Below are 24,890 nucleotides of genomic sequence, written 5' to 3' on the forward strand. Positions count from 1 at the left end.
AGCTTTTACCCATAACCCTTTGAATAGAATTCATCCCACATATGTGATAACCCTCTCCCAGAGAGCAATTCCATGATGTTTCTTACCAGAGCGTACTGTAATGGTGGTTGCCGAGCGCATTTGTAACTATCATGCGCCCATGTGTTACATGCTTGACCCTTAAAGTTGCTACCTTTCATACGAATCTTAATATTACTGAGATAAATCCTTTCAATCAAATTGTCCAGTCAACTGAATATTGAGATTAAATGTCCGAATCGCAAGAACGGGGGACGATTTAACTGGGGTGAATCGCGAATCGTGTAGGGGAGCCTTCTCCCGAACCCGACAACTAACCTCGTAGGACTCAGAAGGAGCCGAAAGATTGAAGAAAAAAGTCCTTATGTCTCTACGTACTAGTGCCGTTTGTGCTAGTATTGCGGTCACTGTCAATCCTCTTACAGCATTTGCGAGTACCAATCGTCCAGCTTTACAGCAAAAATCCATCGCATTGAACGGGAAAATTGTTTCAAAACCGTCTGCCGTCGTGCATGATGGTACAACGTATATGCCAATTTGGTACATCATGCAAGCACTCGATAACGCCAATATTCATAGTACATGGAAAAGTCCTGTTTGGAACCTCAGCACATCTCATACTCCAAATGTAAGTGATCTACATGTCGACAATGGTTCTAGTTCAATTTATATAAACGGAACCTTTGTTCAGAGGATCAATCAAATTGTTAATGTAGATCCTAGCTCCGGGAATCAAACTACATACATGCCCATATGGTACATCATGCAGATTCTTAATTGTTTGGGCATTAAATCACAATGGAACGGAACAACATGGAACATATCAAATGACACGCAAATTCTTTTAACTGATTATGAGGTGTCTAGTCCTTCCGCTGTTTCTGGCCAACAAATCGTTAGCTACGCAAAACAATTTATCGGTACACCGTATCAAATGGGAGGAGAATCCTCGAAGGGAATCGACTGTTCTGGCTTGGTTCAAACAGTGTTCGCACATTTTGGCATATCTCTTCCCAGGACAGCAGCTGATCAAGCACAAATTGGACAAACGATAGCAAAGTCAAATCTACAACCTGGTGATCTTGTCTTCTTTAATACGGATGGGCAAGAGATTTCGCATGTTGGTATTTACGTCGGGAATAGTCAATTTATCTCTGCGACCTCATCACAGGGTGTTCAGATACGAGATTTAAACGACCCATACTACTGGGGACCTCTTTATGTAAAATCAACCAATCCCGGTATATAAGTAGAGATCAATTTATAAAGATATCAGTACATAAAACAGAACGATAGGTTTTGTGTTACCTTCACTTTTTGGGTAACACGAACAAACGTGCATCATCGTGAGTCCCAAAGCATCCTGCTTGGGACTCACCTTTAGGGCTGCTTTCAATTGAGTAGTACGATACGGATTGGACTGTGTACATGATTAAGAAGGCGTTACAGATAAAAGTTTCGTGTTCGCTATTATCGGAATGTAGGGCCAAAAGGACATTGCGCGGTTGAGTTTCTTTTGTACGCACTTGAGGAGCGGCATGCATGGAGCTATTCTCATTTTGTTTTTGTGCACAACCACTCAAAAACAACGCGAAGATGACTGTGAGCAATGCTAGCGGTTTTCTTGTCAATTCTTCATCACCCGGATGTGAAACGTGTATTGAACGATTTGCATACTTTGAGAGCGATTTTGCGAAAGCGATTTTCAGGTATATATGCCGTTGGAAATCGCCGTTGATACGATAGAATAAGGACGCTATTTGTTTTCCAAGTTCAAGTGCATCTCTATCCTGCGCTCAGTAAAACCAAGATTCTTGTATAGAGTACACGCCGAAACGTTATCAACATTGACCATTAAGCGAACGATTTTGCAGTTTGAATTTGCTGCAGTTTCGAGCATGTGATTCATCAAAGCCATGCCATATCCCTGACGGCGGGCATGCTTCGAGATATAGACAACATAAATCATGGCGTCACGATTTGAGCCACGCTCCATACGCATCAATCCGTACCCCACGGCTTCTTTTGACGTCTCAGCAATAAAAACATGAAAACTGGTGTCGGAAAAAGCTACCGCAAGAAGTCCTTCGTTCAGTGCCCATTCAGGATCAATTTCTCCATATTTCTGAATAAGGGATTTATCATCGACTTCTCCGTTCCGAATGGTGAAATCTTGGGTCATTTTCCTTGCCCCCCAAGTGTTTTGCTAGTTAAAAGTAATACCGGAACTATGGTTCACACCTATCACACAGTTTCCCATCAAGCGTCATCATGCGGTTACTTTTTCCACCAAATCATCCAAACTCCCATAGCTTTTTTCAACTTCAGGCAAATGATAGAAAGTGCTTGTCGCTTCGAGCTGATTTATCGCCTGGTCAGGTGAGTGAAGAAAAATCCGCTTTCCGTGTCCAAGTGCAATCCCTAATTCAACATGGGTTCCTTTTCCACCTGGCAACAATACAATTAAAATATCAGCGTCCAATACAGCTTGCTTTTCTTTTTGCCCAATGTGTTTCAGGTCTTCAAAAGTAAAGGCCAGAGTGTGGTGGGATTCAGAGTTTTCGGTCCAATCGTAAGTTTGAATGTAACCTTTACTCTTCAAATGTTGGCTTACGTAATGAACAGCATCAATATTTCGAAAGCTCGACGCAATGTAGAATTTGTGCATCTGATCTATCTCCTAATAATTTATCTCCTAGTAAATTAGCTTCAGGCAATGGGTGTTCCATTTGGAACATCACCATCAGGCTGAAGCAATATCACATCACCTTTCTCTGGAACCCCACCAAGGACCAACACCTCTGATTCAAATCCAGCGATTCGCCTTGGCGGGAAGTTCACGACGGCGACGACTTGCCGACCTACAATCGATTCAGGCGTATATCGTTTTGTAATCTGTGCGCTCGAACGTTTCATTCCAAAATCGCCAAAATCGATTTTCATTCTGATCGCTGGAATACGTGCCTCTGGAAAGGGTTCTGCTTCTACAACGGTGCCAACACGAAGGTCAAGTTTTAAAAAATCATCAATCGTAGCCATGAGATAGCTCCTTTTAAAGAAGGATTTGACTGTTACATATATTGTACGCCAATTTATGTGGTACAAAAATCTGTTGAAATCGTTTTGTGCCTGTGATGCCATCATTCCGGTTAACGGATATCCTTCAACTCAGTATCAGCAAAAATGAGCTCGTTAGGCCTTGATCCTGAGGGCCTTTGACAACTGTCTATATTAACGCCTGCTTCAACTAACTGGCTTCCTTAAAAACAATTGAATCGTACCGTTTATTTGTGTTAACTTTTGATTAATAAGATATTTTGTTACGAGTGCTTGGATATATACATTGGAATATGTGTTGTCATGTAGCGCAGTACCGTCTACAGCATGAGAACCAGTCGGTGGTTTGTATCGCGGGTTCAATCTTCTAAGTCGTCGAGAAAAGGATGAAAGCGCTTAAACCCAAAGTGGATCATTCATGATTTGCAGGGAGGAGATCAATGATGTCCAAGCCAAAAGAGGCGAAATTTGTCTGGTGTGATTCCACAGGTCAAGGACGAAATTTATTTGCCAGGTTTCGTAAGGACTTTTTGATTGAGGACAGCGTAGAATCTGCGGAGTTGAACATTTTTGCGGACACCTCGTATCAGTTATTTATCAATGGACAGTTTCTCCAATTTGGTCCAGTTCGCTTTGATCCGCACTTTCCACAGTATGACACGCATGACATCGCGCCGTACTTGCGACCCGGTAAAAACGTAATTGCGGTTCAGGTGAACTATTTTGGCCACAAGACGTTTATGTCCATGCAATCCGGGGCAGGCATGATCGCTTGGGGGACGGTTGTGCAAAAATCAGGGCAAACGGTAGAACTCGGAACTCAAGCAGGCACTTGGAAATGTACACCGGATCACGCACATGGACGCTATGCCCCTAAAGCCAGTTTTGCCTTAAAAGCCATAGATTTGTACGATCAAAATTTTGCAGAGATAGGCTGGAATGATACCGATTTTACTGATACTCATTGGGATGTTGCAGTTGAATTGTCCAACCAAGCGATATGGGGCGAACTGTCTTCGCGTAACATCCCTTATATGTCACTAGAACCCATTTCCATTTCCCGCGTATTGCACGTCCTCCCGCTGGAAAAACGCGAAGATTTGTATTCGTTTGATCTACCGCTGCCGTTTGTCGGTGAAGATGCTGGCGAAGATTTTAGCCCATTTGTCGCCTACACCACGTGGATATATTCCCCGGCGGATCAAGTGGTCACAGCAGGCGTATTCTACGGTGAAACCTGGATCAACGGAGAAAAGCTCCCTTCTGGCGCCGAAGCCATCAACAAAAACATGCGGTTTCAACAACGTTTTCCATTGAAAAAAGGCTGGAACCACTACTTCGGCCAGGTCAACGCGTACCAGGATATCTTGCATCACTATTTGGCGCTCCCCAGTGATTGTGGTTTGTTCGTCTCCGCTGTGCGCAATGCTGGCTCAAATGAGATCTTCTTGCATACGCCAATACTGACTCGCGACGAATATGCGCAGTTTATTCAAGATAAACCAGTTCCTTATGCACCAGATGATCCATTGGCGGAAATCGGAGGTTGGGTGCATGTTGCAGCACATGAATCCGCCCAAAGTCCTTGCCGGGAAACCAGCTGGGACGACTATGGGGAACCATTGGAGGTGGTGGCGCCTAATCAACTCGAAGGTCATGTTTTTTCCCTTGCTGACTACCCCCATGGTTTTTCCATCACGTTCGAACTGGATCAAACACGGCTTGTGTTGCCAGAGTTGTCTTTCGTTGGCGTCCAGGGTGCAACGGTTGATTTGACGTACAGTGAACACCTACTGCCGGATCGAATGCATCTAAAGCATGTGCATTACTATGGGCTGGGTGACCGAATGATTTGCAGTGAGGATGAAAGCGATTGGTTGCTGAGTCAGCCGCGCGGCTTTCGCTATGGCAAAATCACCGTTCGCAATACATCGCGCGATGTGACAGTCAAGCAAGTTCTACTGAGATCCGCAAATTATCCAGTCGAGCTCAAAGGCGCATTCGCGTGTTCCGATCCGCTTTTCAACGAGATTTGGCAGTTAGGATTGCGCACGCAAGCTGCAAACATGGAAGACATCTACGAGGATTGCCCAACGCGTGAACGGGGAATGTATGGACGCGACACCATCATTCAGTACTGCGTCAACCTCGCCACTTTTGGCGATCACGCCCTCATGCGCCGTTGTCTGGAGCTGTTCGGGCAATCTCCGGATGACACCGGTAAATTCCGCGCCTGCTATCCGAACACTGGTGATTACACCATCAGTGATTTTGCGCTGAATATGCTGGAGGGCTATCGAATCTATTACGAAATGACGGGGGATAAAGCGTTCATTCGCACATATTGGCAAGCGATGCAAAACAATCTTGCCTGGTTCCACGAACTTGCGGACGAACGTGCAGATCTATTGCTTGATTCCGAATGGGACGTCCATCGGAACATCAAGGCAATGTACGGTGGCTTTCATGGAGATTTGATGATCAAAGAGGGATACATGGACAATACCGGGATTCACTGTGTTTTCAGCTGCGTTTACTTGATCGCTCTGCAAAGTGCAGTCGTGCTGGCTGAAGCCATTGGGGAAGTGGCGGAAGTTCAAGCTTTGCAGCGGCGGATCGACATTTTGTCCAAATCGATATACGAGCAGTTTTGGAATCCGGATTTGGGATGCTACAGCGACAACTTGGAACGCACCACACATTCGGTGCATGCGAGTTTGTTTGCTGTACGCGCGGGTGTTGTCGATGCTGCGCAAAGTGCGTCTATACAACATTTTGCAGCCCGCGAATTGCGTTCTTTGTTTGTCGATGGTTACAGCCCACAACACGGCGTGCTGATATCTCCGAGCTATGCGTTTTACATCTTGGACGCGCTTTACCAATTGGGCATGGCGGAAACTGCAGAGCGCTTGATACGTCAGGGGTGGGGGTGGATGCTGGCGCAGGGGCTGCGCACCTGTCCGGAGTATTTTGATTTGAATCTCAGTTTATGCCATGCCTGGTCTGCCAGTCCGACATTTTACTTGTCCAAGCAATTGCTCGGGGTGCATTTTCCCGAGGCGCCCAATTTGGACGTCGTCGACATTCGTGTGCAGGCTCACAGCGTGACGGAGGCGGAAGGGGCATTTCCTCATCCGCGCGGCTGTATCGAAGTGAAGTGGCATACAGAAGCGCATGGCCGTGTGCTCGACTACGTGAAAGTGCCTGCTGGTGTGCGAGTGGGCACTGTATCCCTGTTCGATGTTCCAGTTGTCCAGATGTCTTGAAATCAGAGGGGATAAACGCCTGATTGAGATTCGTTTCTATCTGTTATTGTACGTTGTACGTTACTAAAAGCACTCCGTACACTTGTGAAAATGTACGGAGTGCTTTTGGAAATGCTTAAGTGCGACCCAATTAATGCAAGCCAGGATGCCCCTTGGAGTATCTTTGCAGCACACCAACTGGTGGAGTGGCATCAGTTGGTTTACCTGGCGAGGGTACATTGCCTCCATTTTGATTTCCGTGACCTGGCTTCCCGTCACCTGGTGTCGTATGCGCGTTCGGCTGCATATGGCCTGGCAGCACGAGCAGTGTAATCGAGTTTGCCGGGAATGTCTCGGTCACCGATTCGTTCGGGAAGCCTTCTTCGCTTGTACCACTGTCCTTGGTGATGGTCGCATCTGGTTCATGGACAATGTTGTTCAGGTCTGCGGAACTGTAGTTGTAGACTTGGGCAGTCGCCGCTTTGTCAGGACTGAAATTCTGAATATTGACCGCACTTGTCAGATCATTGCCCGTTTTATTGATCACCATCATGGTCAATGCGTCTTGGCTTTGGCCGTGCGGGCCCTTCCCTTGGTTGTCGGTGTCTGTTCGTTCTGCGCCATAGATGGCCAACTGACTTTGGTCTGCGCTGGTGGACTGTACAGAGATATTGCCAAACGTGCTGCCTTGGCCATCATAGTTGCGGTACATTTTGAAGGCGAATGCACCGGGTTCCATGCTTGTCGGCGGCCCCCAAAGGGTGGCCAAGGAGACACCTTCTCGACCGAAGATACCAAGGACGTCAGCTTGCGCCAAGGCGCCGTTGATATTCCCGAGATCGCCCCAATTGTACTCGGTGATGGAGATTTTAGTACCTGGGTAATACTGGTTCACCCAATTCTGCAACCTTGGGATGAGATCAAGTTGCTGTGCAGGCGTGAACCACTGGCCCATCCAATCTTCTGTAGTGTACGTGGGATCCCACAGCGCGCGTGTGGACCGCAAGCGGAGCGCGTCGGTGGTTGGATCGTCCGCATTGTTGTTCCCTGTCGGTGGGTAATAGTGAACATCGAGGTAGTTCAACAAGCGGACACCGGATTTCTGTGAGGCTTGATGCATCTGCTGTAAGTACCAGGGAATGAAATACATCCCATGCGGGTAATCCGATTCCGGATTTGAATAATCGCTATAGTCGCCGCCAAAGTAGGCGGGAGCTCCCCACGGTGACGGTCCGAGAATTTGTGCTGTCGGATCGGTCTTTTTAATCATGGACGCGTACGCCAGTGTGTCTTGTAATACTTCATCATACGTGGTGTTGTTGGGGTGGACGTCGTAGTGAATGTTCGACCAACTAAACGGCTCATTGTCCATTTGGTAGATGACGCCGGATTTCGCGGAATTTCCATGCTGTGCCACGATATGTTGAATCCAGCCTTTCATCCACTGCGGATCGACTTTGAGATAGTTTCGCTGAACGTCGGTGTCAAGAACAGATGTGTAATCCGACCAGTCGTCTGTCGCAAGTGCGTCACCATTCGCCCAGGTCATACCGCTGCCGGCGTATTCGCCATCCGGCAATGTCAGATAAGGATCATAGCCAGCAGGAATATTGGTTCCAAGTGTCGATCCGGTCAGACCATCGAGTGGCGCAAAGTAGGGACCCGTCACTTGATTTCCGTTTGAGTCGGTCAACGTTACGGTTGATGGGTACGCTCCAGACGGATACGAGGCGTTTGGTGTGTTCGTCTTGTTCACCCAACCGATGATGGGAATGGTGACGACGCTCTTGGCGCTGACGCTGGTCGCTTCATTGATCATGTCGTCCACTTGTCCGCCTGGTCTAGGATTGGCCGTTCCACCACCTGTATAGAACCAATCCCGGCCGGAATTACTCGAGTCGACCTGCCAGTTGTAATTAGTGGTTGCGTCGCCGCCCCAGCGGAATACGGTCGCGCCCATTTCCTTTGCGGTCGCAGCGTCCACCCCAGCATTGACTCCGTAAATATCAGGGCTGATAGTGTGGCGATTTGCCGCTACATCGACACTCAATGCCGGACCGGTTGACGTATCCGCGTGCGCGACAGCAGTCGGCATCAGAATGCCAATTAGACTCCCCCCTAACACCAAGGTGGCTACATAGTGTTTCTTTTGCACGTTTAGATGCATTTTCAGACCTCCCCTATCTGGTTGCATGGATTGCTGTGTCATACAAAAATATACTTCGACGTCATTTCATTAATCCTTTTGAAATTAATTATTTTTAATTTTGTTTTATACAACATTACGAAGTGAGATTCTTTGGACATTTACTGTTGAAGGCGTGAATTGAGCACTTTACTTAAGTTTTTATCCGATAATAAAATTTAATCAAAATAAAAATGCCGTTATTTATATTGTTTTGTTTTGAAATAACCGTTGTATATTTACGTTTTGTTGTATTATATTTGAATGAAGAATAATCAGATATTTGGTGGCCATTTGAGGGGGAGGAGAGGAGGTTGTACAAAATAAGCATTCAACGGCAGGTTTCAACGGTTGTGATCTACGTTTCCGATTGGTTCCTTAACGTAGATTTCGAATGAAACGCTGCTACATTTTATTGATAACCAAAAGATATTCAAAGGGGGCAATCTGGTTGAAGAAAGTATCTTTGCTCGCGTTGACTGTCGCACTGTGTGCCAGCACGACCGTTGGCTGTGCCACGCATAAATCCATATCCAACAGCGACTCGGTCAAAATATTCATGCCGCCATCCTGGCCTGATTTGCAAACGACAGATTATACCACGGGCACACAGCTCATTATGCCAGGCGCCCTGCTCGAAGGACTTGTCGGTTACAACAAAGACTTTTCCAAAATCGTGCCAAAAGTCGCGAACAGTTGGACACATAACAAGAATTACACCGTATGGACGTTCAACCTGCGCCACGATGCAAAATGGAGCAATGGACAACCAGTCACGGCAAACGACTTTTACTTCTCGTGGATGTGGCTCGCTCGTCCAGGTCAAAAAGGGTTTCCTCCGATGTACGCCAGTCCGATGCAGTTCATCGTCAATGGTTACGCGTATGAAAGCGGTAGCGTACCTGCATCGAAAGTCGGTTTAAAAGTCTTAAACAAATGGACATTGCAGTGTACCTTGGCCAATCCGAACCCTAATTTTTTGGAGGGACTTGTCGGCGGACAGAATGGCGGTCAATCTTTGCCGCTTTATCCGCCGCTTATCAAGAAGCATCCGACCGACTGGTATCTGCCCAAGTACTTTGTCGGCAATGGGCCATATCTCCTGTCCTCGTTTAAAGCGAATGGCCAAATGGTACTGACGCGCAATCCGAAGTATGTCGGTCACCCGGGAGAGTATAATGTCGGCAATTTGAAAACGATTACCATCATCCCTTCGTCGTCCACGCCGTTGCAAGCGTACATGTCCAACACGACAGATGTTGCGCTGTTGACGAATCCCAGTGACTACATTTACGCCAAGACTAAGCTCAAGGATCAATACGTGCGATCCTACAGCACCGGCGAAGCGGAACTGACGTGGGATCACTCTGTCTATGCAAGTCCATATGACAAACTCGATGTGCGCAAGGCGATTGCCTACGCGATTGACCGCACGGTCATCGCGAACAAGGTGGATAACGGCATGAGTCTGCCGGTCGGCACGCTCATGCCGAAGAAATACGACGCCTATGAAACGTTCAGCCTACCGCTTACAGCGCAGGTGAAGCAGGCGCAGAAACTGTTGGCGCAAGCCGGATATCCAGGTGGCAAAGGTCTGCCGACGCTTTACTTCTATCAAGCTTCCGGCGCAGCGGATCCTGTATTGGAGTCCGTCCAGGCACAGTTGAAGGCGAATCTTGGCATTCAGAGTAAAATCGTCGAATTGCCTTCGCAGATTGCCGGATCAGGAACGTATGACTTTGCCAACTTGAAAGAGCAACCGGGGTTTGTGGACGGCAGTTGGGAGGCGCCGGGGCCGGGCTCTTACTCCGTGGAGTTCGGAGTTCAATTTGTACTGCCACAACCGGATCGAGCGCATTTCGGCAAGGCACTTTCTATGATGAATGCTGGTCAGAACAACCCATATGCGGTCAAGGCGTACGGGAATCCCAGCAACAAGCAGTTAGGGCTTAAATGGTCCGATTGGGCTCCGATGGTTCAGGATTTCAATACGGTTAACGCGTGGATGCAAAAATACGGGAACACCCCTGGTCTGTTGATGCAGAATCCGCTCCCTGGCTCACCGACCAACCAGCAACTCTGGGACAGCTATGTTGCCAAGTGGAAGGCAGCCAAGACCGACGCGGACAAACACGCCGCATGGTTGACCGCTTGGCAGTATCTTGGCGGCAATGGCGGTAACTATGGCTTGGATCTCTCGCTTGAAATCAACAAGGATCTGATGAAAGAGCCAAGTTTGTTGAAACTCAATGCCGAGAACACAAAACTAGGTCAAATCTCAACCAGTCAAGCGCAAAAGCTGGGTGGAGCAGTGGCGGACGAATGGGAACAATTGTACTGGGAAATTCCGCTCACGCAAAAATCACAGATTGCGCTGCAAAAGCCAGGGTTGATGAACGTACCTTACAACCCGTACACATGGGACAACATCATCAACTTGCAGTACATGAGCACACAGGCGAAGTGAGGTAAACGTGGATGCGGCCAATCCTGTACACATTGGCAAGGCCGCACTGCGTCGCCTAATTGGCGGGCAAGGAGGAACGGTAAATGAACTGGTTGTTATTTATCGCCAAACGGCTCATTCAAATGATCATCACACTGGCGATCATTGTCGGTGGAGCATTTGCACTGATGAAACTGGCCCCGGGTTCATTTTTCAACGCGAATGCGTTCAGCAGTAGTACGGCATATACGACGTTGTTTCAGACGCAACCAAAATTGGCGCAACACATTATGGATCTCATGGATCAACGTTATGGTTTTACGACGCCCATCTATAAACAAATTTGGGGTTACATTTGGAACACGCTGACGTTTCAGTTTGGCTATTCGTTTGAGTATCCGTCCACCCCAATCATCGACACGCTCAAAACTGTCTTTCCTATCAGTTTCATCCTCGCCATTGGCGCCACGGTTTTTTCCGTTGTCATTGGCATCCCATTGGGGATATGGGCCGCTTTAAAACGAGGCGGTTGGCTCGATACCACGCTGACGACTTTGGCCATGGTCTTTCAAGCGATTCCAAGCTATCTATTGGCGGTTGGCATCATCATGTTGTTTGGCGTCGTATTTCCAGGTTTCCTGCCCATCAGCGGTTGGAACAGCCCTGCGTCCGCGATATTGCCGATGTTTACCTTGGCGCTTGGCGGCATTGCCGGGATGACGATGTTTATGCGCGGCAGCCTGATTGACACGATGAAACAGGAGTACATTCGCACGGCTAAATCCAAAGGGTTAAGCTACTGGTCGGTTGTGATGGGGCATGCTTTCCGCAATTCACTCACCGCAGTGATCACGGTGCTTGGTCCGCAAATTGCGGCCAATGTCGTCGGTACCATCTTTGTCGAGACGCTCTTTTCCATCCCTGGCATGGGACAATATATGGCTAATGCGTTTGTTACGGATGACTACCCGCTGGCGCTCACCTCGGTGTTCATCGGTACACTCTTGATTCTTGTCTTCAACTTGTTGGTCGACATCACGTACAAGTTGTTGGACCCGCGCGTCCGGCTTGATAGTTAAACGCGGGCCCATGTTGCAACATACTTCAGTGTTTCAGGGAATGGGAGGGTTCTCATCGTGAGTGTGAGTCCAGCAGTCATGGAGGGCATGGTCATTCGTCGATCCAAAAAGATCGGCATGTGGACGATGGCGTGGCGACGATTTCGCCGTCGTCCGCTCTATGTCATCGCTTTCGGATGGATTTTGTTGATCTGTGTAATTGCCATCATCGGCCCTTACATCGCACCACACAATTATGCGACTGAATTCATTCAGGATGCCAACCAAGCGCCAAGTTGGCAACATTTATTTGGCACAAATCGGGTTGGGCAAGACATGTTCAGTGAAGTGTTGTACAGTGTGCGCTTTTCGATGGAAATTGCCGTTGGCGCCATCATCATTTCGTTTTTCATCGGCATTGCCGCCGGGCTGTGGTCAGGTATGGCGGGCGGGATTACAGATTCCATCATCATGCGCATCGTCGATTTGATGTATGCGTTTCCGTCCTATTTTCTCAATCTGATTCTTGTTGTCACATTGGGGCATGGTTTGTTTCCCATTTTCCTTTCCATTGGGATCACCCAGTGGGCTGGTCACGCCAGGCTTGTGCGCGGACTCGTTTTGTCCGTTCGCGGGGGTGAGATGGCGGAGTCTGCACGGTCCATCGGCGCTTCTGGATTTCACATCGCGCGGCGCTATATGTGGCCCAACATCGTCGGTCCGGTGATCATCAATGTGGCCATGTCCTTTCCTGGTGCCATGATGCAGGACGCTGGCTTGAGCGTTGTGGGCATGGGACTGCAGCCGCCGCAACCCAGTTTCGGGAACTTGGTGGCGGCTGGTAGCACCGACGTACTGGCATTTCCTTGGTTGCTCTATATTCCATCTGGTATTTTCGCCCTGACACTGATTGCTTTTTATCTGGTTGGCAATGGGTTACAGGATGCCTTGAATCCCAAAGGGGGCATGTGAAATGAGTCGACTGCTGGAAGTCAAGAATTTGTCCACAGAGTTTACTCGACCCAATGGCGTCGTCTACGCAGTGAATGGGGTGAGTTTCCACGTCGACCAAGGTGAGTCAGTCGGCATTGTCGGCGAAAGTGGTTCCGGCAAATCTGTTTCCGTATTGTCCGTCCTCGGCTTAATTGCCAACAACGGTCGTGTGACAAATGGTGAGGCCATTTTCAACGGTCAAGACTTGCTTCATTTAAATGAGCGTCAACTTCGCGCCATTCGCGGCACGGAAATTGGCGTCATTTTCCAAGATCCAATGACCAGTCTCAATCCGGTCAAGCGCATCGGTTGGCAAATTGCAGAATCCATGGTCAAACACCATCTATGTAATAAGAGAGAGGCGCTTTCCAGAGCCATTGATCTTTTGGCCGAGGTGGGCATTCCAGATGCGGAAACCCGTTATCGCAATTATCCATTTGAATTTTCCGGCGGCATGCGCCAGCGTGTGATGATTGCCATTGCACTGGCTTGCAAACCGCAATTGCTCATCGCCGATGAACCGACGACCGCACTCGACATGACCGTGCAGATGCAGGTGTTGGCGTTGCTTCGCGAGTCGGCCCGTTCTCGGAACATGGCAACGCTGATCATCACGCACGACTTCGGCGTTGCAACGAACTTGTGCAGCCGACTCATCGTGATGTATGGGAGCAAAATCATGGAGATGGCGACGGTGGAGGAATTTGTCCGCAGACCTGCGCATCCCTATAGCATCGGCCTCAAGTCATCCATTATCTCCATCGGCAACCGTCACAAGAAAATTTCTGCGATTCCGGGAAATGCGCCTGTGTTCACCACGCCTCCGGAAGGGTGCCCGTTTGCCAGCCGTTGCGGATTTGCACTTGAAAGATGTTACAAAGAAATACCGCCGCTGCGCACGCTCTTTCCTGGACATGAGGTGGCGTGCCACCGCGCCGAGGAGGTCATGAGCAATGTCATCTGAGCCGTTGCTTCGCGTCGAAAATGTCAGCAAACATTTCAAAGTCGGCCGCAAAATACTGCACGCTGTGCAGAATGCTTCGTTTCAGGTTGAACGAGGTCAGACGATTGGGCTTGTTGGGGAAAGCGGATCCGGCAAATCCACACTTGGACGTACCATCCTGCGGTTGTTGGAACCGGATTCCGGGACCATCACATTCGAAGGGGTTGAACTGAACAAGCTTACAAAGTTGCAGATGCGGAGCAGGCGCCAGGATATGCAGATGATTTTTCAGGATGCGCTGGCTTCGCTCAGTCCGCGTATGACGGTCGGTGACGCGATCGAAGATCCTCTGCTCGTCCATCGACGCGGCAGTGCTGCGGAGCGGGCAAAGCGTGTGGAGATGTTGCTTGAGCGCGTTGGACTCAGCCCGGATATGGTCAATATATTTCCTTTTGAATTGTCCGGTGGTCAACAACAACGTGTAGGCATTGCACGGGCATTGGCGCTCCAACCGAAGCTGATTGTCTGTGACGAAGCCGTGTCCGCACTCGACGTGTCCATTCAAATCCAAATCATCAATCTGTTACAGGAGTTGCAAGAGGAATTTCAGCTTTCATACATCTTTATCTCGCACAATCTCTCGGTTGTCGAATATTTGAGTGACTATGTCGTCGTCATGTACTTGGGGCAGATTGTGGAGAATGCGCCGGTGGATGAACTTTACGCGCATCCACACCATCCTTACACGCGTGTGTTGATGGACTCTGTATTGGAGATGCCTGAGCCAGGGGAGCAGAAAACAGAGTTTCGCGTACTGGCCGGGGAGATTCCATCACCGCTATCGCCGCCGTCAGGATGCCCTTTCCATCCACGGTGTCCAATGGCAATGGACATCTGTGCGACGCAAAAGCCGGTATCCAAGCCAGTCGGAAATGAACATTACTCAGCCTGTCACCTCGATGCGTGAAACCGATCAGCAAACAAAGCGGTGTGATGGTCACCGCTGTACCTATCTGCCTCCGACGGGCTCACAAGTTTATCATGCCCTAGGGGGCAGGAGGAGTGAACCGCATGTCAAAAGTCGTTGTCCCGTCGATCACGCTTGCGCGCCGTCAAGCCGTCTCCAGGCGACGCTGGTCGGCTTGGAGGCGGTTCAGGCGGAACCGCATGTGTATTGTCAGCCTGGTTTGGCTGATGGTGGTGGCGTTGGCGGCCATCATCATCCCGTGGGTTGCGCCGGACGGGGAAACACATGTGAATGCGTATGTCGCCAACCAGGGACCCAGTTGGAATTTTCCGTTCGGGACCGACAATATAGGGCACAACATGCTGAGTCAGAATCTTTACGCGTTGCGTTATTCGTTGGCCATCGGCGCCCTAGCCACGTTTATCGCATTTATTCTGGGGTCCGTCATCGGCCTGATTGCAGGGATGACAGGCGGCTGGGTGGACCAGGCTTTGATGCGGGTGACGGATTTTATGTTTGCCTTCCCGTGTTTCTATCTGGTCATGTTTCTCGTGGCTGATTTGGGGCGGACCATTTTCGCGCTGTCGTTATCTTTTGGGTTCGTGCAGTGGGCTGGGTTTGCCCGGTTGGTACGCGGTCACACACTGGCGCTTCGCAACGGCGAATTGGTGGAATCGGCGCGCGCGATTGGGGCAAGACCGGGATACATTGCCGTCTCGTATATTTTCCCGAACGTCGTCAATAGCTTGATTGTCTTTGCCGCATTTTCGATTTCCAACATGATGGTGCAAGAAGCCGTCGTTTCCTTTATGGGTTTTGGTTTGCCGTTGCCGAAACCGAGTTTCGGCATGCTCTTGATCACAGGCGCCCGCGACTTGTTTGGTTTCCCTTGGCTCTTTTGGGGGCCGGCGGTGCTCTTCATCACGACGCTCATGGCGCTGATTTTCGTCGGCGATGGTTTACAGGAGGCGCTCGATGTCAAGGAGGTGCAGTGAATGGAAGCCGTGCTTGACGTTCGCAATTTACATACGCGCTTTGAACGGCCGGATAGCGTTGTATATGCCGTCAATGGTGTCTCATTTCAGGTTCTCCCAGGTGAGTGGTTAGGGATACTCGGCGAAAGCGGGTCCGGAAAATCCGCCATGCTGATGTCTATTCTTCATCTGCTGGGCAACAACGGACAAGTCTTTGATGGCGAGATCATGTTCGATGGCCAGGATCTACTGCACATGTCCAAGCGAGAACTCAGGTATGTGCGGGGGCAGCACATCGGTGTTGTGTTTCAAAATGTCGTCAACAGCTTCAATCAGTATTTGCGGGTAGGACAACAGATTATGGAGCCGCTTTTAGAACATGGAATCTGCTCGAAGGCAGAAGCCAAACAGCGCGCCATTGCATTGATGGGGGAGATGGGGATACCGGATCCGGCTGTGCGGTTTGCCAACTATCCTTTTGAGTTGTCTGGAGGTATGCGTCAGCGTGCGATGATTGCCGCAGCGCTTGCGTGTGAACCCAAGTTGCTGTTGGCGGATGAACCGACGACGGCACTCGACACGACCATTCAAGTGCAGGTGCTCGCCGTGCTGCGCAGGGCTTGCGAACGCCGGAAAATGAGCACAGTGATGGTCACGCACGACATCGGTGTAGCGACCAATGTATGTGACCGGGTGCTCGTTCTATATGGCGGCCAAGTGATGGAGATGGCTGAGATTGATCAGTTCATTCAACGTCCCGCGCATCCGTATACACTGGGGCTGCGTTCCTCTGCGCTTGATAATCGTCGTAAAGGAATGTTTGCCCCGATATCTGGGAACGCTCAGACACTCATCCAACCTCCTGTTGGTTGTCCATTTGCCCCCAGATGTCGGTTTGCGGATTCAACATGTGATGCAGTGCGGCCAGCATTTCGTCAGTTAGAGAAGGATCACTGGGTTGCATGTCACCATGTTGAGGGGGTGGCCGTCAATGGCGGATGAACCGTTGCTTGAACTGGTCAACGTCAATAAGTCTTTTCGCATGCAGCACCGAATGTTGCATGCAGTGCGGGATGTGAACTTGACATTGGAACGTGGGCAGACGCTGGGGCTTGTCGGCGAAAGTGGGTCAGGCAAATCGACCTTAGGTCGTTGCATCTTACAATTACAACGGCCAGACAGCGGCAGTGTTCGGTTCGACGGGGTTGAGCTAAACCGCTTGGCGAAGGCAAAATTGCGCCAGCAGCGTCGGAGATTGCAAATCATCTTTCAAGATCCGCTCGCCGCTTTGCATCCGAAAAAGACCGTAGGCTGGAACATTGAGGATCCGTTGCGCGTGCACGGTATTGGCACGCCACGCGAACGACGGTATCGTGCCGATCAACTGATCGAACGTATGGGTTTGCAGCCGACGGACGCGGAAGCCTTGCCCTTTGAGCTATCTGGCGGCCAGCAGCAACGGGTGATGATTGCCCGCGCGTTGGCGCTGGAGCCTAAGCTCGTTGTATGTGACGAACCTGTGGCATCGCTTGATGTCTCCGTGCAGGCGCAAATCATGCAATTGCTGCAAGAACTGCAGGTCGAGCGCGAACTGTCGTATATTTTCATCTCGCACAATTTGTCTGCAGTTGAGTATGTGAGCCATTTTGTCGCCGTCATGTATCTAGGCGAAATTGTGGAGTGGGCGCCAGCGGGCGCATTTTATGCGAAACCCGCGCACCCGTACACACAGGCGCTGTTACAGTCACTGCTGCACATCCCAGCATCCAAGGCGATGCGGCATACGTTGGATACGTTGCCAGGGGAGATTCCCTCACCGCTGGACATTCCTTCTGGATGCGCGTTCCATCCACGCTGCCCACTGGCGCAGGACATGTGCAAGACGTCCAAACCAGTGTTACAACGCGTGGACTCCAAGCACTTTGCTTCGTGCCACTTTGCGGCCGCCACTAGGGGGTGACAGCGTGCAGTTTTTGCGATTTTTCAGTATTCGTCTCGCCATCATTGCCATTACGCTCTTCGCCATTGTGGTTCTTTCGTATACGGCGTTGTATTTCTCATCCATTGGAGATTATACACAATTGAAGATTCACCATACCCCATTTCAGTTCTCGCTGTTTTTGTCTAGTTTGCGCAGCACGGCGTTGAGTGTATTTCAATTGCAGTTCGGTGCCCCAGTGCCGGTTTTTCTGGTCTGTTTCCTCACCACACTCTTTCTGTCGCTGGGATCCGTCGTGCTGGCTGCACTGATTGGCCTGCCAATTGGTATCATGGCAGCCATCAAGAAGCGCAACATCGTGGCTCAACTCGGCGCCACGGCAACCGTAGTTGCACAAGCCACACCATCGTTTGCGATCGCGATCGTGCTTCAAATGTACTTGGCTGTCGATTTTCATCTGTTTCCTGTGCTGGGTTGGGGTGGACCACAGTATGTCGTGTTGCCGTTGATTGCGCTTGCTTTCACCACAGTCGGCTATATCGCCAAATTCATGCAGGCCGGGATGAATGAAGTCATCAAGGAGGACTTCATCGTTGCAGCTAGGGCGAGGGGCGTGCCTGAATGGAAATTGATACTGCGTCATGCTTTGCGGCCGTCTATTTTCTCGGTGCTGACCTATCTTGCACCGCAAGTCGCCATGGTGATCTCCAACACGTACCTGGTGGAATCTGTGTTCGATGTTCGCGGCGTGTCGCAGATCATGAACCCCAATGGCTTCGACGCGATAAGTCAACTTGGTTTTGCATTTCCACCAGGTATCCAAGGCGATCCGGTGCATGCCATCGGGATGTTGTTCATCTTAGGCGCCATGGTGTTGGTATTCAATCTCATCGTCGACATCACATACTGTGTTTTGAATCCACGTATCCAGTGGTTTGGCGCAAGCCAAGGCGGTAGATGATCTCTATATGTGATTGGGAGGGAAGCGGCACCACGTATGCGCGGTCTAGTGATTATCAGGAGCGAAATTGTCCAAGGTGCCGTCTTGGATCATGCCGTTTGTTTGTGTTAACTTTTGACTGTAGAGAAATCTGGTTACGATTCCTTGGATATATCAACCGAGGTATTGCAGGTTTTAAAGCAGGAGAGTCAATGGCGACGCTTCAGGCGAAATGTTCGTTTGGGAAGAGAGGAGGCACTAGCGATGTTAGTGTTGGAGAGACAAAGAGAGATTGCGAAAATTGTAAACCAAAAAGGCAGTGTTCGAGTTGCTGAGCTAAGTCAAATGTTCAATGTCACGGTAGAGACCATTCGCAAAGATCTGGATGTGTTAGAAGAGGAAGGGAAACTTCGCAGAAGTCATGGGGGAGCACTTAAAATCAATACAGAACAGTCGGAGATTCCCTACTTTGAGCGCGAAATCATCAATGTGCACGAAAAGATGGAAATCGCTGCAGAAGCCATCAAATTGATTTCCCCTGGGGATCAGATCATACTGGACACCAGCTCCACAGCTTGGTTTATGGCGCGCAGCATGCCGAATATACCCATGACCATTCTCACAAATTCGGTCAAAGTGATTACAGAGCTGGCCGATAAAGAGAAAATTGCCGTCATCGCCATTGGTGGTGATCTTGCGCCTCGCTCGATGTCTTTTGTCGGCCCGCTCGCTGAAAGATCATTGGACATGTATCACGTGAGCAAAGCCTTTATCTCGTGTAAAGGTCTGCACTTAAAGCATGGGCCGACCGAATCCAATGAGCAGCAAGCCATCGTCAAACGGAAGATGATTGAAATTGCCGATGAATGTTATTTGCTTGTCGATCACAGCAAGTTTGATTTTCAGAGTTTTACAAACATATGTGGTTTAGAACGGATTACCATGATTGTGACCGACTCAAAAATAGATGCCCAACATGTCAATGCGCTCAAGCAATGTCAGGTGAGGGTCGCGCAAATAGACACCGTTGACGCAAGTGAAGATTGATTTTTACGCTTGGACCATATCGTCACAGGGAGATGATGCTTTGCAGACTTCACTTTTATACGGGAAAGGCGCCTTGACGATTGATGTGCCAGATACCGCAGACATCCTGCAACCTCGCGCACTGCCAGGGCTGGTAAACGATCACGCCGTAGTGATAGACGCGCTTCGTCATCCGATTCATGCCACGCCGTTGCGCGAGGCGGTCAAAGCGACCGATAAGGTGGCGATTGTGATCAGCGACATTACGCGGCCCACCCCGAATCACAAACTGGTGCCTTGGATTCTCGAAGAATTGCAACACGTCCCGCTAGATCAGATTGTCATTGTCAACGGGACGGGAACGCATCGTGATCAGACGCGGGATGAATTTGTGCATATGCTCGGCGAGTGGGTCGTAGATCATGTAAGCGTCATCAATCACCATTGCAACACGCCGGAGGAGTTGGCATATGTCGGACGCAGCCAGTTTGGCTGTGATGTCTATTTAAATCGGGCCTATGTGGAAGCGGATTTTCGCATTGTGATTGGTTTCATCGAGCCGCATTTTTTTGCAGGGTTTTCTGGGGGACCCAAAGGCATCATGCCGGGGATTGCCGGGATTGAGACCATCCGCACGTTCCACAATGCGCGCATGATTGGCGACCCGCGCTCCACTTGGGGCAATATCGAGGACAATCCATTGCAGCAGATGGCTGGAGAAGTGAATCGCATGTGTATGCCGCATTTTATGGTCAATGTCACCCTGAATGGGCAGAAGGAAATCACGCAGGTGTTTGCTGGTGATTTGTTTGAAGGACACGCGCAAGGCTGTGCCTATGTCAAGGAACACAGCATGGTCGCATGTGCAAAACGATACGATGTCGTCATCACATCCAACTCCGGCTACCCGTTAGACCAGAATCTGTATCAAGCCGTAAAGGGCATGAGTGCGGCACAAAAGATCGTGCGGCAGGGCGGCGTGATCATCTGTGCGAGCGAATGCTTGGACGGCATTCCTTCGCACGGGAATTATGCGAAGATTCTACAGATGAGGCGCACACCGGAGGAACTGTTGCAGCTCATTCAAGATCCATCATTCCAAATGGATGATCAATGGCAGGTGCAGAAACAGGCGACGATTCTTACTTGGGCTGATATTTATCTATATTCGCAACTGGAGGATGACGTTGTGAGACGAGCCATGTTGCAGCCAACACACGATATTTCTGACACGCTTCAAGCACTGGCTGAGCAGTACGGAGACGATATGTCGGTGGCTGTGCTGCCATTTGGCCCGTTGACCATTCCATACGTTGCATGAGTTTTGAGAAAGAAAGGTGGACTATACATGGCGCGCATATATCGAGTAGCTGTCGTGGGTTGCGGTCATCGCGGACGTGAGCACGCTGCTGGAATTCAAGCGGAGTCACGTTGTCAAATCGTTGCCTTGTCCGATGTAAACGAGCAGGCAGCTGAATCGTTAAATCGAGATTTAGGGCTCAACGCCAAGGTATATCGGGATCATCACGATATGCTGAAGCAAGAAGCGCCGGACATTGTCGTCACCAGTTTGTGGACGCCGCTTCATCTGCCAGTCTTTCGGGACAGTGCACAGGCGGGGGTAAAGGCGGTGATTTCCGAGAAGCCGATGGCGCCGACATGGGGAGAATGTCTGGAAATTGCCAACATTGCACAGGAAACCAACTGTCAACTGACATTTTGTCACCAACGCCGTTTTGCAAAAGGAAATCAGTTGGCGAGAAAATTGATCAGCGAGGGCGTTTTTGGCGAAATTCAACGCATGGAGCTCTATTCACCGCCGAATCTACTTGATTGCGGCACACACACGATAGATCAGGCGCTCAGTTTTGTCGATGAAACACCCGTCAAATGGGTACTGGGGGCAGTGGATGCCAGTGAGCCGCTCAACTGGTTTGGTGTCAGTGCAGAGGGGATGGCAGCGGGGACATTGGTGTTTGAGAATGGCATTCGCGCGCACATTCAAGTCGGTGGACCTGATATGGACATATGGGGCGGCGTGAGGGTCCACGGCAGCAAGGGATTTTTCGCGGTGGATTGGGATGGAAAGTGCTTAGAAGCGAGGGTATATGACGATCCCGCCTGGCAACTGCCGGTTTTGGCAGAAGGAGTGGACAATCATATGGTCGGTGTCGTTGGCGATGCGGTGGATGCTTTGGAAGCAGGTATAGAGCCAGAGTTGTCCTACAAGAAGGCGTTGCGAGCCAGTGAAGTGATTTTTGCTTTCTATGAATCCGTTCGACGGCACGCGCGTGTGGCGCTTCCGTTGCAGGGAGTGACCGACAACCCATTTGTGACCATGCTCGAAAATCATCGCTTCTGATGTAGATATCATGCGAAGTGGGGGAATCCATGATGGCAAATTTAAAACTGGGTCTGATCGGGATCGTTCATGAAGAGGCAAAGCAAGATTTTTGGGGCACGATGCACAAGGTCGCGCATATTGGGTACCAGGGAATCGAAGGGGGAGAACATCTTTTAGAAGGGGACGTCTCTGCGAACCTAAAGCGGTTTCATCAATTGGGATTGCAAGTCTTGACCGTGAGCGCCAGCCGTGAGCAGTTGCAAAATGATCTTGACCGTTTGATCAAAAATGCGGTTGCACTGAAAACTTCCCGTGTCACGGTATGGTGGGGGCCCTGTGAGTCCAAGGAACAGTTGCTCAGGGACGCAGAACTTTACAATGTGGCGGGGGCCAGGTTGGCTGCCGAAGGACTCAAGCTTTGCTATCACAATCACGATCACGAATTCAACAGTTCATTCAACGGTGTTTGCGCCTTGGACATTCTTGCTGAGTACACCAATCCAGACCATGTGTATTTTGAAGTGGATATTGCCTGGGTCACGTTTGGCGGGGGAGATCCGATTCATGTATTAAAGAAAATGGCGGGTCGTGTGCCTGCCATTCATGTGAAAGATTTAAGGAGTTTGCATGCCCCGGCACAGTTCACGGCGGTTGGAACCGGAATTGTGAACATACAAGACGCCATTCGCACTGCGATGGAAACCGGTGTGGAGTGGATGGTCGTCGAACAGGACCGACTCCGCAACCTGACAGCATTCGAAACCATTCAAGTCAGCTACTTGAATTTGAAGGAAGCAGGCTTGCTCTAAGGCGCAGGTGATTGCTAGAGCGCGGAAAGGGGTTAGCATAGTGCAATTAAGCTATGAGCAAAAACGAATGTTTTATGAGCAGGGGTATGTCAGCGTGCCTGGTGTAGTGCCAGCGTTCATGATCCGCGATGCGCTCAAGGCCATCAATCATTCCATCGGCCAGGGCATTGACGCTGAACATACTGGTGCAAATTATTGTAGAGAACTGGAAACAACGCCTGTGATCACGGATCTCCTCAATAAGACACCAGCTTGGGAGATTGCACAGTCTCTGATTGGCCGTGGGGATATTTGCCCGGTGAATCATGGACAGATTGCCCTGCGTTTCCCAAGTACAGAGCATGGGCCGGGTCACTTCGGCGCTCACCTAGACGGCGTTTTGCGATTGAAGGACGGCATCGTTCAAAACTTCACCGCGCTTGCAGGGATATTGCTGTCCGATGTAACGGAGTCATACGCCGGCAACTTTACTGTATATCCAGGTACACATCGACAATATGAACAGTATTTTCGCGATCACGGTCCAGATATTTTGCTGACGGAGACAGCGTTTCAAACGCAGCACCATTCTCCCAACGTTCCGTTGCCGGAACCTGTTCAGATCACGGGCAAGGCAGGGGATCTGATTTTATGCCATTACCAGCTTGTACATGCGGCGGGGCCCAATTTTGCGCATCAAATCAGGTATGCGTGTTTCTTTAGGTTGGATCACGTGAATAGAGCGAAGGATTGGCGAGCGCCATTGATCGATAAATGGCTGCATTGGCCAGACATTCGCGAGACATTTCAAGAAAACTAAGGGCGCAGGCCACTGGCAAACATGGAGGTGTGGGAATGGGAAAAATGGTGACGATTCGCAAGCCTTTTGAGATCGAGATCGAGGATTTTGCAGAAGCGCCGCTTCAGTCAAATCAGGTGCGCATCAAGACGCAATATTCCGGCATCAGCGCTGGCACCGAATTGACCGTGTATCGCGGCAACAATCCTTTCAGCAAGAAGAAATGGAATGCCGAACTGCATATTTTTGAACCATCCGCAGAACCATCCATGCGCTATCCGGTTCCGGGCGGCGTGGGGTACGAAGAGGTCGGTGTCGTTGCGGAGTTAGGTTCTGCCGTACAGGAGATCCACATTGGAGATGTGGTCTATGGCGCCTGGGGCCATCGTTCATCACACACAGTGACAGAGGATTATGCGAAAGTGCACCGACTGCCAAAGGAACTTGACCCCATCTGCGGCATCTTTGCCCAAATGGGCGCGATTGGGCTCAATGCCATCCTGGACGCCGATATCCATATTGGCGAGACGGTGGCGATTTTCGGGCAAGGCGTTCCAGGTCAGATTGTTGCCCAACTGGCGAAACAGAATGGGGCAACGGTCATTGCGGTCGATCTCGACGATTGGCGTTTGGCACAATCCTGTCGGTTCGGCGCAGACATCGCCTTGAATTCGCGAAACTGCGATGTCGCGCGCGAGATCAAACAAATGACAGAAGGGCGTGGGGCTGACATCTGTATCGAGATCAGCGGGGTATCCGCGGCGTTGCATGAGGCCATTCGCGCTGTTGCCTATTCAGGCCGGGTTGTCTGCTCTGGATTTATGCCTGGCAGCGCAGATGGCCTGTTTCTTGGCGAGGAATTTCATCACAATCGCATCAACATCGTCGGATCGCAAATCAATGGCCTTGCGCCCCATCTGACCTATCGGTGGGATCGAATCAGGATGGAGCAGACCATCATGAAACTGCAGCAGACTGGGCAAATTGACCTGAAGTCGCTTATCACGCACCGTGTTCAACTTGACCAAGTCGCACAGGCGTTTGACCGCTTGCATCGGGGGGCAGAGCCAAGCTTGCAAGTCGTGATGGAATTTTAGTTGAACGGTATCTTACTGTGCTGCTGCGAAATTGCGTTTGCGGGTTGGGGAATGGGACACCTTAGCGCATC

The 24,890-nt window shown here is 50.1% G+C and carries 21 protein-coding genes and 1 riboswitch; of the genes, 17 read left to right on the plus strand and 4 right to left on the minus strand.

Features of this window, described 5'->3' with window-relative positions; genetic code table 11:
* Positions 1 to 240 precede the first annotated feature (240 nt).
* Positions 241 to 361, plus strand: a riboswitch (cyclic di-AMP (ydaO/yuaA leader).
* A 3-nt stretch (positions 362 to 364) separates the two neighbouring features.
* A complete protein-coding gene (locus ACFSB2_RS25850; RefSeq protein ID WP_377946079.1) occupies positions 365 to 1,267 on the plus strand; it encodes a C40 family peptidase in 903 nt (300 codons plus the stop codon).
* 507 nt (positions 1,268 to 1,774) lie between these two features.
* On the opposite strand, the gene ACFSB2_RS25855 is transcribed toward ACFSB2_RS25850, so the two are convergent.
* From ACFSB2_RS25855 to csaA, 3 genes are all read right to left on the minus strand, one after another.
* The gene (locus tag ACFSB2_RS25855) at positions 1,775 to 2,200 is read right to left on the minus strand and encodes a GNAT family N-acetyltransferase (protein WP_377946081.1); all 426 of its coding nucleotides are present in this window, start codon (positions 2,198 to 2,200) and stop codon (positions 1,775 to 1,777) included.
* 87 nt (positions 2,201 to 2,287) lie between these two features.
* Positions 2,288 to 2,686 carry a group-specific protein gene (locus ACFSB2_RS25860; RefSeq protein ID WP_377946082.1) on the minus strand — a complete coding sequence of 133 codons (399 nt, stop codon included), beginning with the start codon at positions 2,684 to 2,686 and terminating at the stop codon, positions 2,288 to 2,290.
* Between the two features lie 41 nt (positions 2,687 to 2,727).
* The gene (gene csaA / locus ACFSB2_RS25865) at positions 2,728 to 3,057 is read right to left on the minus strand and encodes a chaperone CsaA (RefSeq protein ID WP_377946084.1); all 330 of its coding nucleotides are present in this window, start codon (positions 3,055 to 3,057) and stop codon (positions 2,728 to 2,730) included.
* Positions 3,058 to 3,518: 461 nt separating this feature from the next.
* Between csaA and ACFSB2_RS25870 the strand changes: the two genes are divergently transcribed.
* Positions 3,519 to 6,341 (plus strand): alpha-L-rhamnosidase-related protein, encoded by a 2,823-nt coding sequence (locus ACFSB2_RS25870; RefSeq protein WP_377946085.1) that lies wholly within the window; start codon positions 3,519 to 3,521, stop codon positions 6,339 to 6,341.
* 130 nt (positions 6,342 to 6,471) lie between these two features.
* Here ACFSB2_RS25870 and ACFSB2_RS25875 read toward each other — a convergent pair whose 3' ends face one another.
* Complete coding sequence (locus tag ACFSB2_RS25875) at positions 6,472 to 8,487, minus strand: glycoside hydrolase family 44 protein (RefSeq protein WP_377946086.1); 2,016 nt, start codon at positions 8,485 to 8,487, stop codon at positions 6,472 to 6,474.
* Between the two features lie 469 nt (positions 8,488 to 8,956).
* On the opposite strand from ACFSB2_RS25875, the gene ACFSB2_RS25880 reads away from it, so the two are divergent.
* The 15 genes from ACFSB2_RS25880 to ACFSB2_RS25950 all read left to right on the plus strand — a co-directional run bounded on the left by ACFSB2_RS25880 (position 8,957) and on the right by ACFSB2_RS25950 (position 24,819).
* Positions 8,957 to 10,972, plus strand: a complete 2,016-nt coding sequence (locus tag ACFSB2_RS25880; RefSeq protein ID WP_377946088.1) for an ABC transporter substrate-binding protein — start codon at positions 8,957 to 8,959, stop codon at positions 10,970 to 10,972.
* Positions 10,973 to 11,055: 83 nt separating this feature from the next.
* Entirely contained in the window at positions 11,056 to 12,030 is a 975-nt protein-coding gene (locus ACFSB2_RS25885) for an ABC transporter permease (protein ID WP_377946090.1), read from the plus strand.
* Positions 12,031 to 12,087: 57 nt separating this feature from the next.
* The gene (locus ACFSB2_RS25890; RefSeq protein ID WP_377946091.1) at positions 12,088 to 12,981 is read left to right on the plus strand and encodes an ABC transporter permease; all 894 of its coding nucleotides are present in this window, start codon (positions 12,088 to 12,090) and stop codon (positions 12,979 to 12,981) included.
* Position 12,982: 1 nt separating this feature from the next.
* The gene (locus ACFSB2_RS25895) at positions 12,983 to 13,966 is read left to right on the plus strand and encodes an ABC transporter ATP-binding protein (RefSeq protein ID WP_377946093.1); all 984 of its coding nucleotides are present in this window, start codon (positions 12,983 to 12,985) and stop codon (positions 13,964 to 13,966) included.
* Positions 13,956 to 14,912 carry an ABC transporter ATP-binding protein gene (locus tag ACFSB2_RS25900; RefSeq protein ID WP_377946094.1) on the plus strand — a complete coding sequence of 319 codons (957 nt, stop codon included), beginning with the start codon at positions 13,956 to 13,958 and terminating at the stop codon, positions 14,910 to 14,912. Before ACFSB2_RS25895 ends, ACFSB2_RS25900 begins: the two co-directional genes overlap by 11 nt.
* Positions 14,913 to 15,016: 104 nt before the next feature.
* Positions 15,017 to 15,907: an ABC transporter permease gene (locus ACFSB2_RS25905; RefSeq protein ID WP_377946095.1), complete on the plus strand. Its 891-nt coding sequence runs from the start codon at positions 15,017 to 15,019 to the stop codon at positions 15,905 to 15,907.
* The gene (locus ACFSB2_RS25910; RefSeq protein ID WP_377946096.1) at positions 15,908 to 16,888 is read left to right on the plus strand and encodes an ABC transporter ATP-binding protein; all 981 of its coding nucleotides are present in this window, start codon (positions 15,908 to 15,910) and stop codon (positions 16,886 to 16,888) included.
* Positions 16,878 to 17,846, plus strand: coding sequence for an ABC transporter ATP-binding protein (locus ACFSB2_RS25915; protein ID WP_377946097.1), 969 nt, complete (start codon positions 16,878 to 16,880; stop codon positions 17,844 to 17,846). The genes ACFSB2_RS25910 and ACFSB2_RS25915 overlap by 11 nt, the downstream gene beginning before the upstream one ends.
* Positions 17,847 to 17,850: 4 nt before the next feature.
* On the plus strand, positions 17,851 to 18,786 hold the full coding sequence (locus tag ACFSB2_RS25920) for an ABC transporter permease (protein WP_377946098.1): 936 nt from the start codon (positions 17,851 to 17,853) through the stop codon (positions 18,784 to 18,786).
* Positions 18,787 to 19,029: 243 nt separating this feature from the next.
* Positions 19,030 to 19,812: a DeoR/GlpR family DNA-binding transcription regulator gene (locus ACFSB2_RS25925; protein ID WP_377946099.1), complete on the plus strand. Its 783-nt coding sequence runs from the start codon at positions 19,030 to 19,032 to the stop codon at positions 19,810 to 19,812.
* A 40-nt stretch (positions 19,813 to 19,852) separates the two neighbouring features.
* Positions 19,853 to 21,112, plus strand: coding sequence for a nickel-dependent lactate racemase (gene larA, locus ACFSB2_RS25930; protein WP_377946101.1), 1,260 nt, complete (start codon positions 19,853 to 19,855; stop codon positions 21,110 to 21,112).
* Between the two features lie 27 nt (positions 21,113 to 21,139).
* Positions 21,140 to 22,153 (plus strand): Gfo/Idh/MocA family protein, encoded by a 1,014-nt coding sequence (locus ACFSB2_RS25935; protein ID WP_377946102.1) that lies wholly within the window; start codon positions 21,140 to 21,142, stop codon positions 22,151 to 22,153.
* Between the two features lie 32 nt (positions 22,154 to 22,185).
* Positions 22,186 to 22,944 (plus strand): sugar phosphate isomerase/epimerase family protein, encoded by a 759-nt coding sequence (locus ACFSB2_RS25940; protein ID WP_377946104.1) that lies wholly within the window; start codon positions 22,186 to 22,188, stop codon positions 22,942 to 22,944.
* A 40-nt stretch (positions 22,945 to 22,984) separates the two neighbouring features.
* Positions 22,985 to 23,743: a phytanoyl-CoA dioxygenase family protein gene (locus ACFSB2_RS25945; protein WP_377946105.1), complete on the plus strand. Its 759-nt coding sequence runs from the start codon at positions 22,985 to 22,987 to the stop codon at positions 23,741 to 23,743.
* 35 nt (positions 23,744 to 23,778) lie between these two features.
* On the plus strand, positions 23,779 to 24,819 hold the full coding sequence (locus ACFSB2_RS25950; protein WP_377946106.1) for a zinc-binding dehydrogenase: 1,041 nt from the start codon (positions 23,779 to 23,781) through the stop codon (positions 24,817 to 24,819).
* Positions 24,820 to 24,890: the final 71 nt, after the last annotated feature.

Origin of the sequence: Alicyclobacillus fodiniaquatilis (genome assembly GCF_042678105.1) — a bacterium.
In the GTDB taxonomy this organism is placed as follows: domain Bacteria; phylum Bacillota; class Bacilli; order Alicyclobacillales; family Alicyclobacillaceae; genus Alicyclobacillus; species Alicyclobacillus fodiniaquatilis.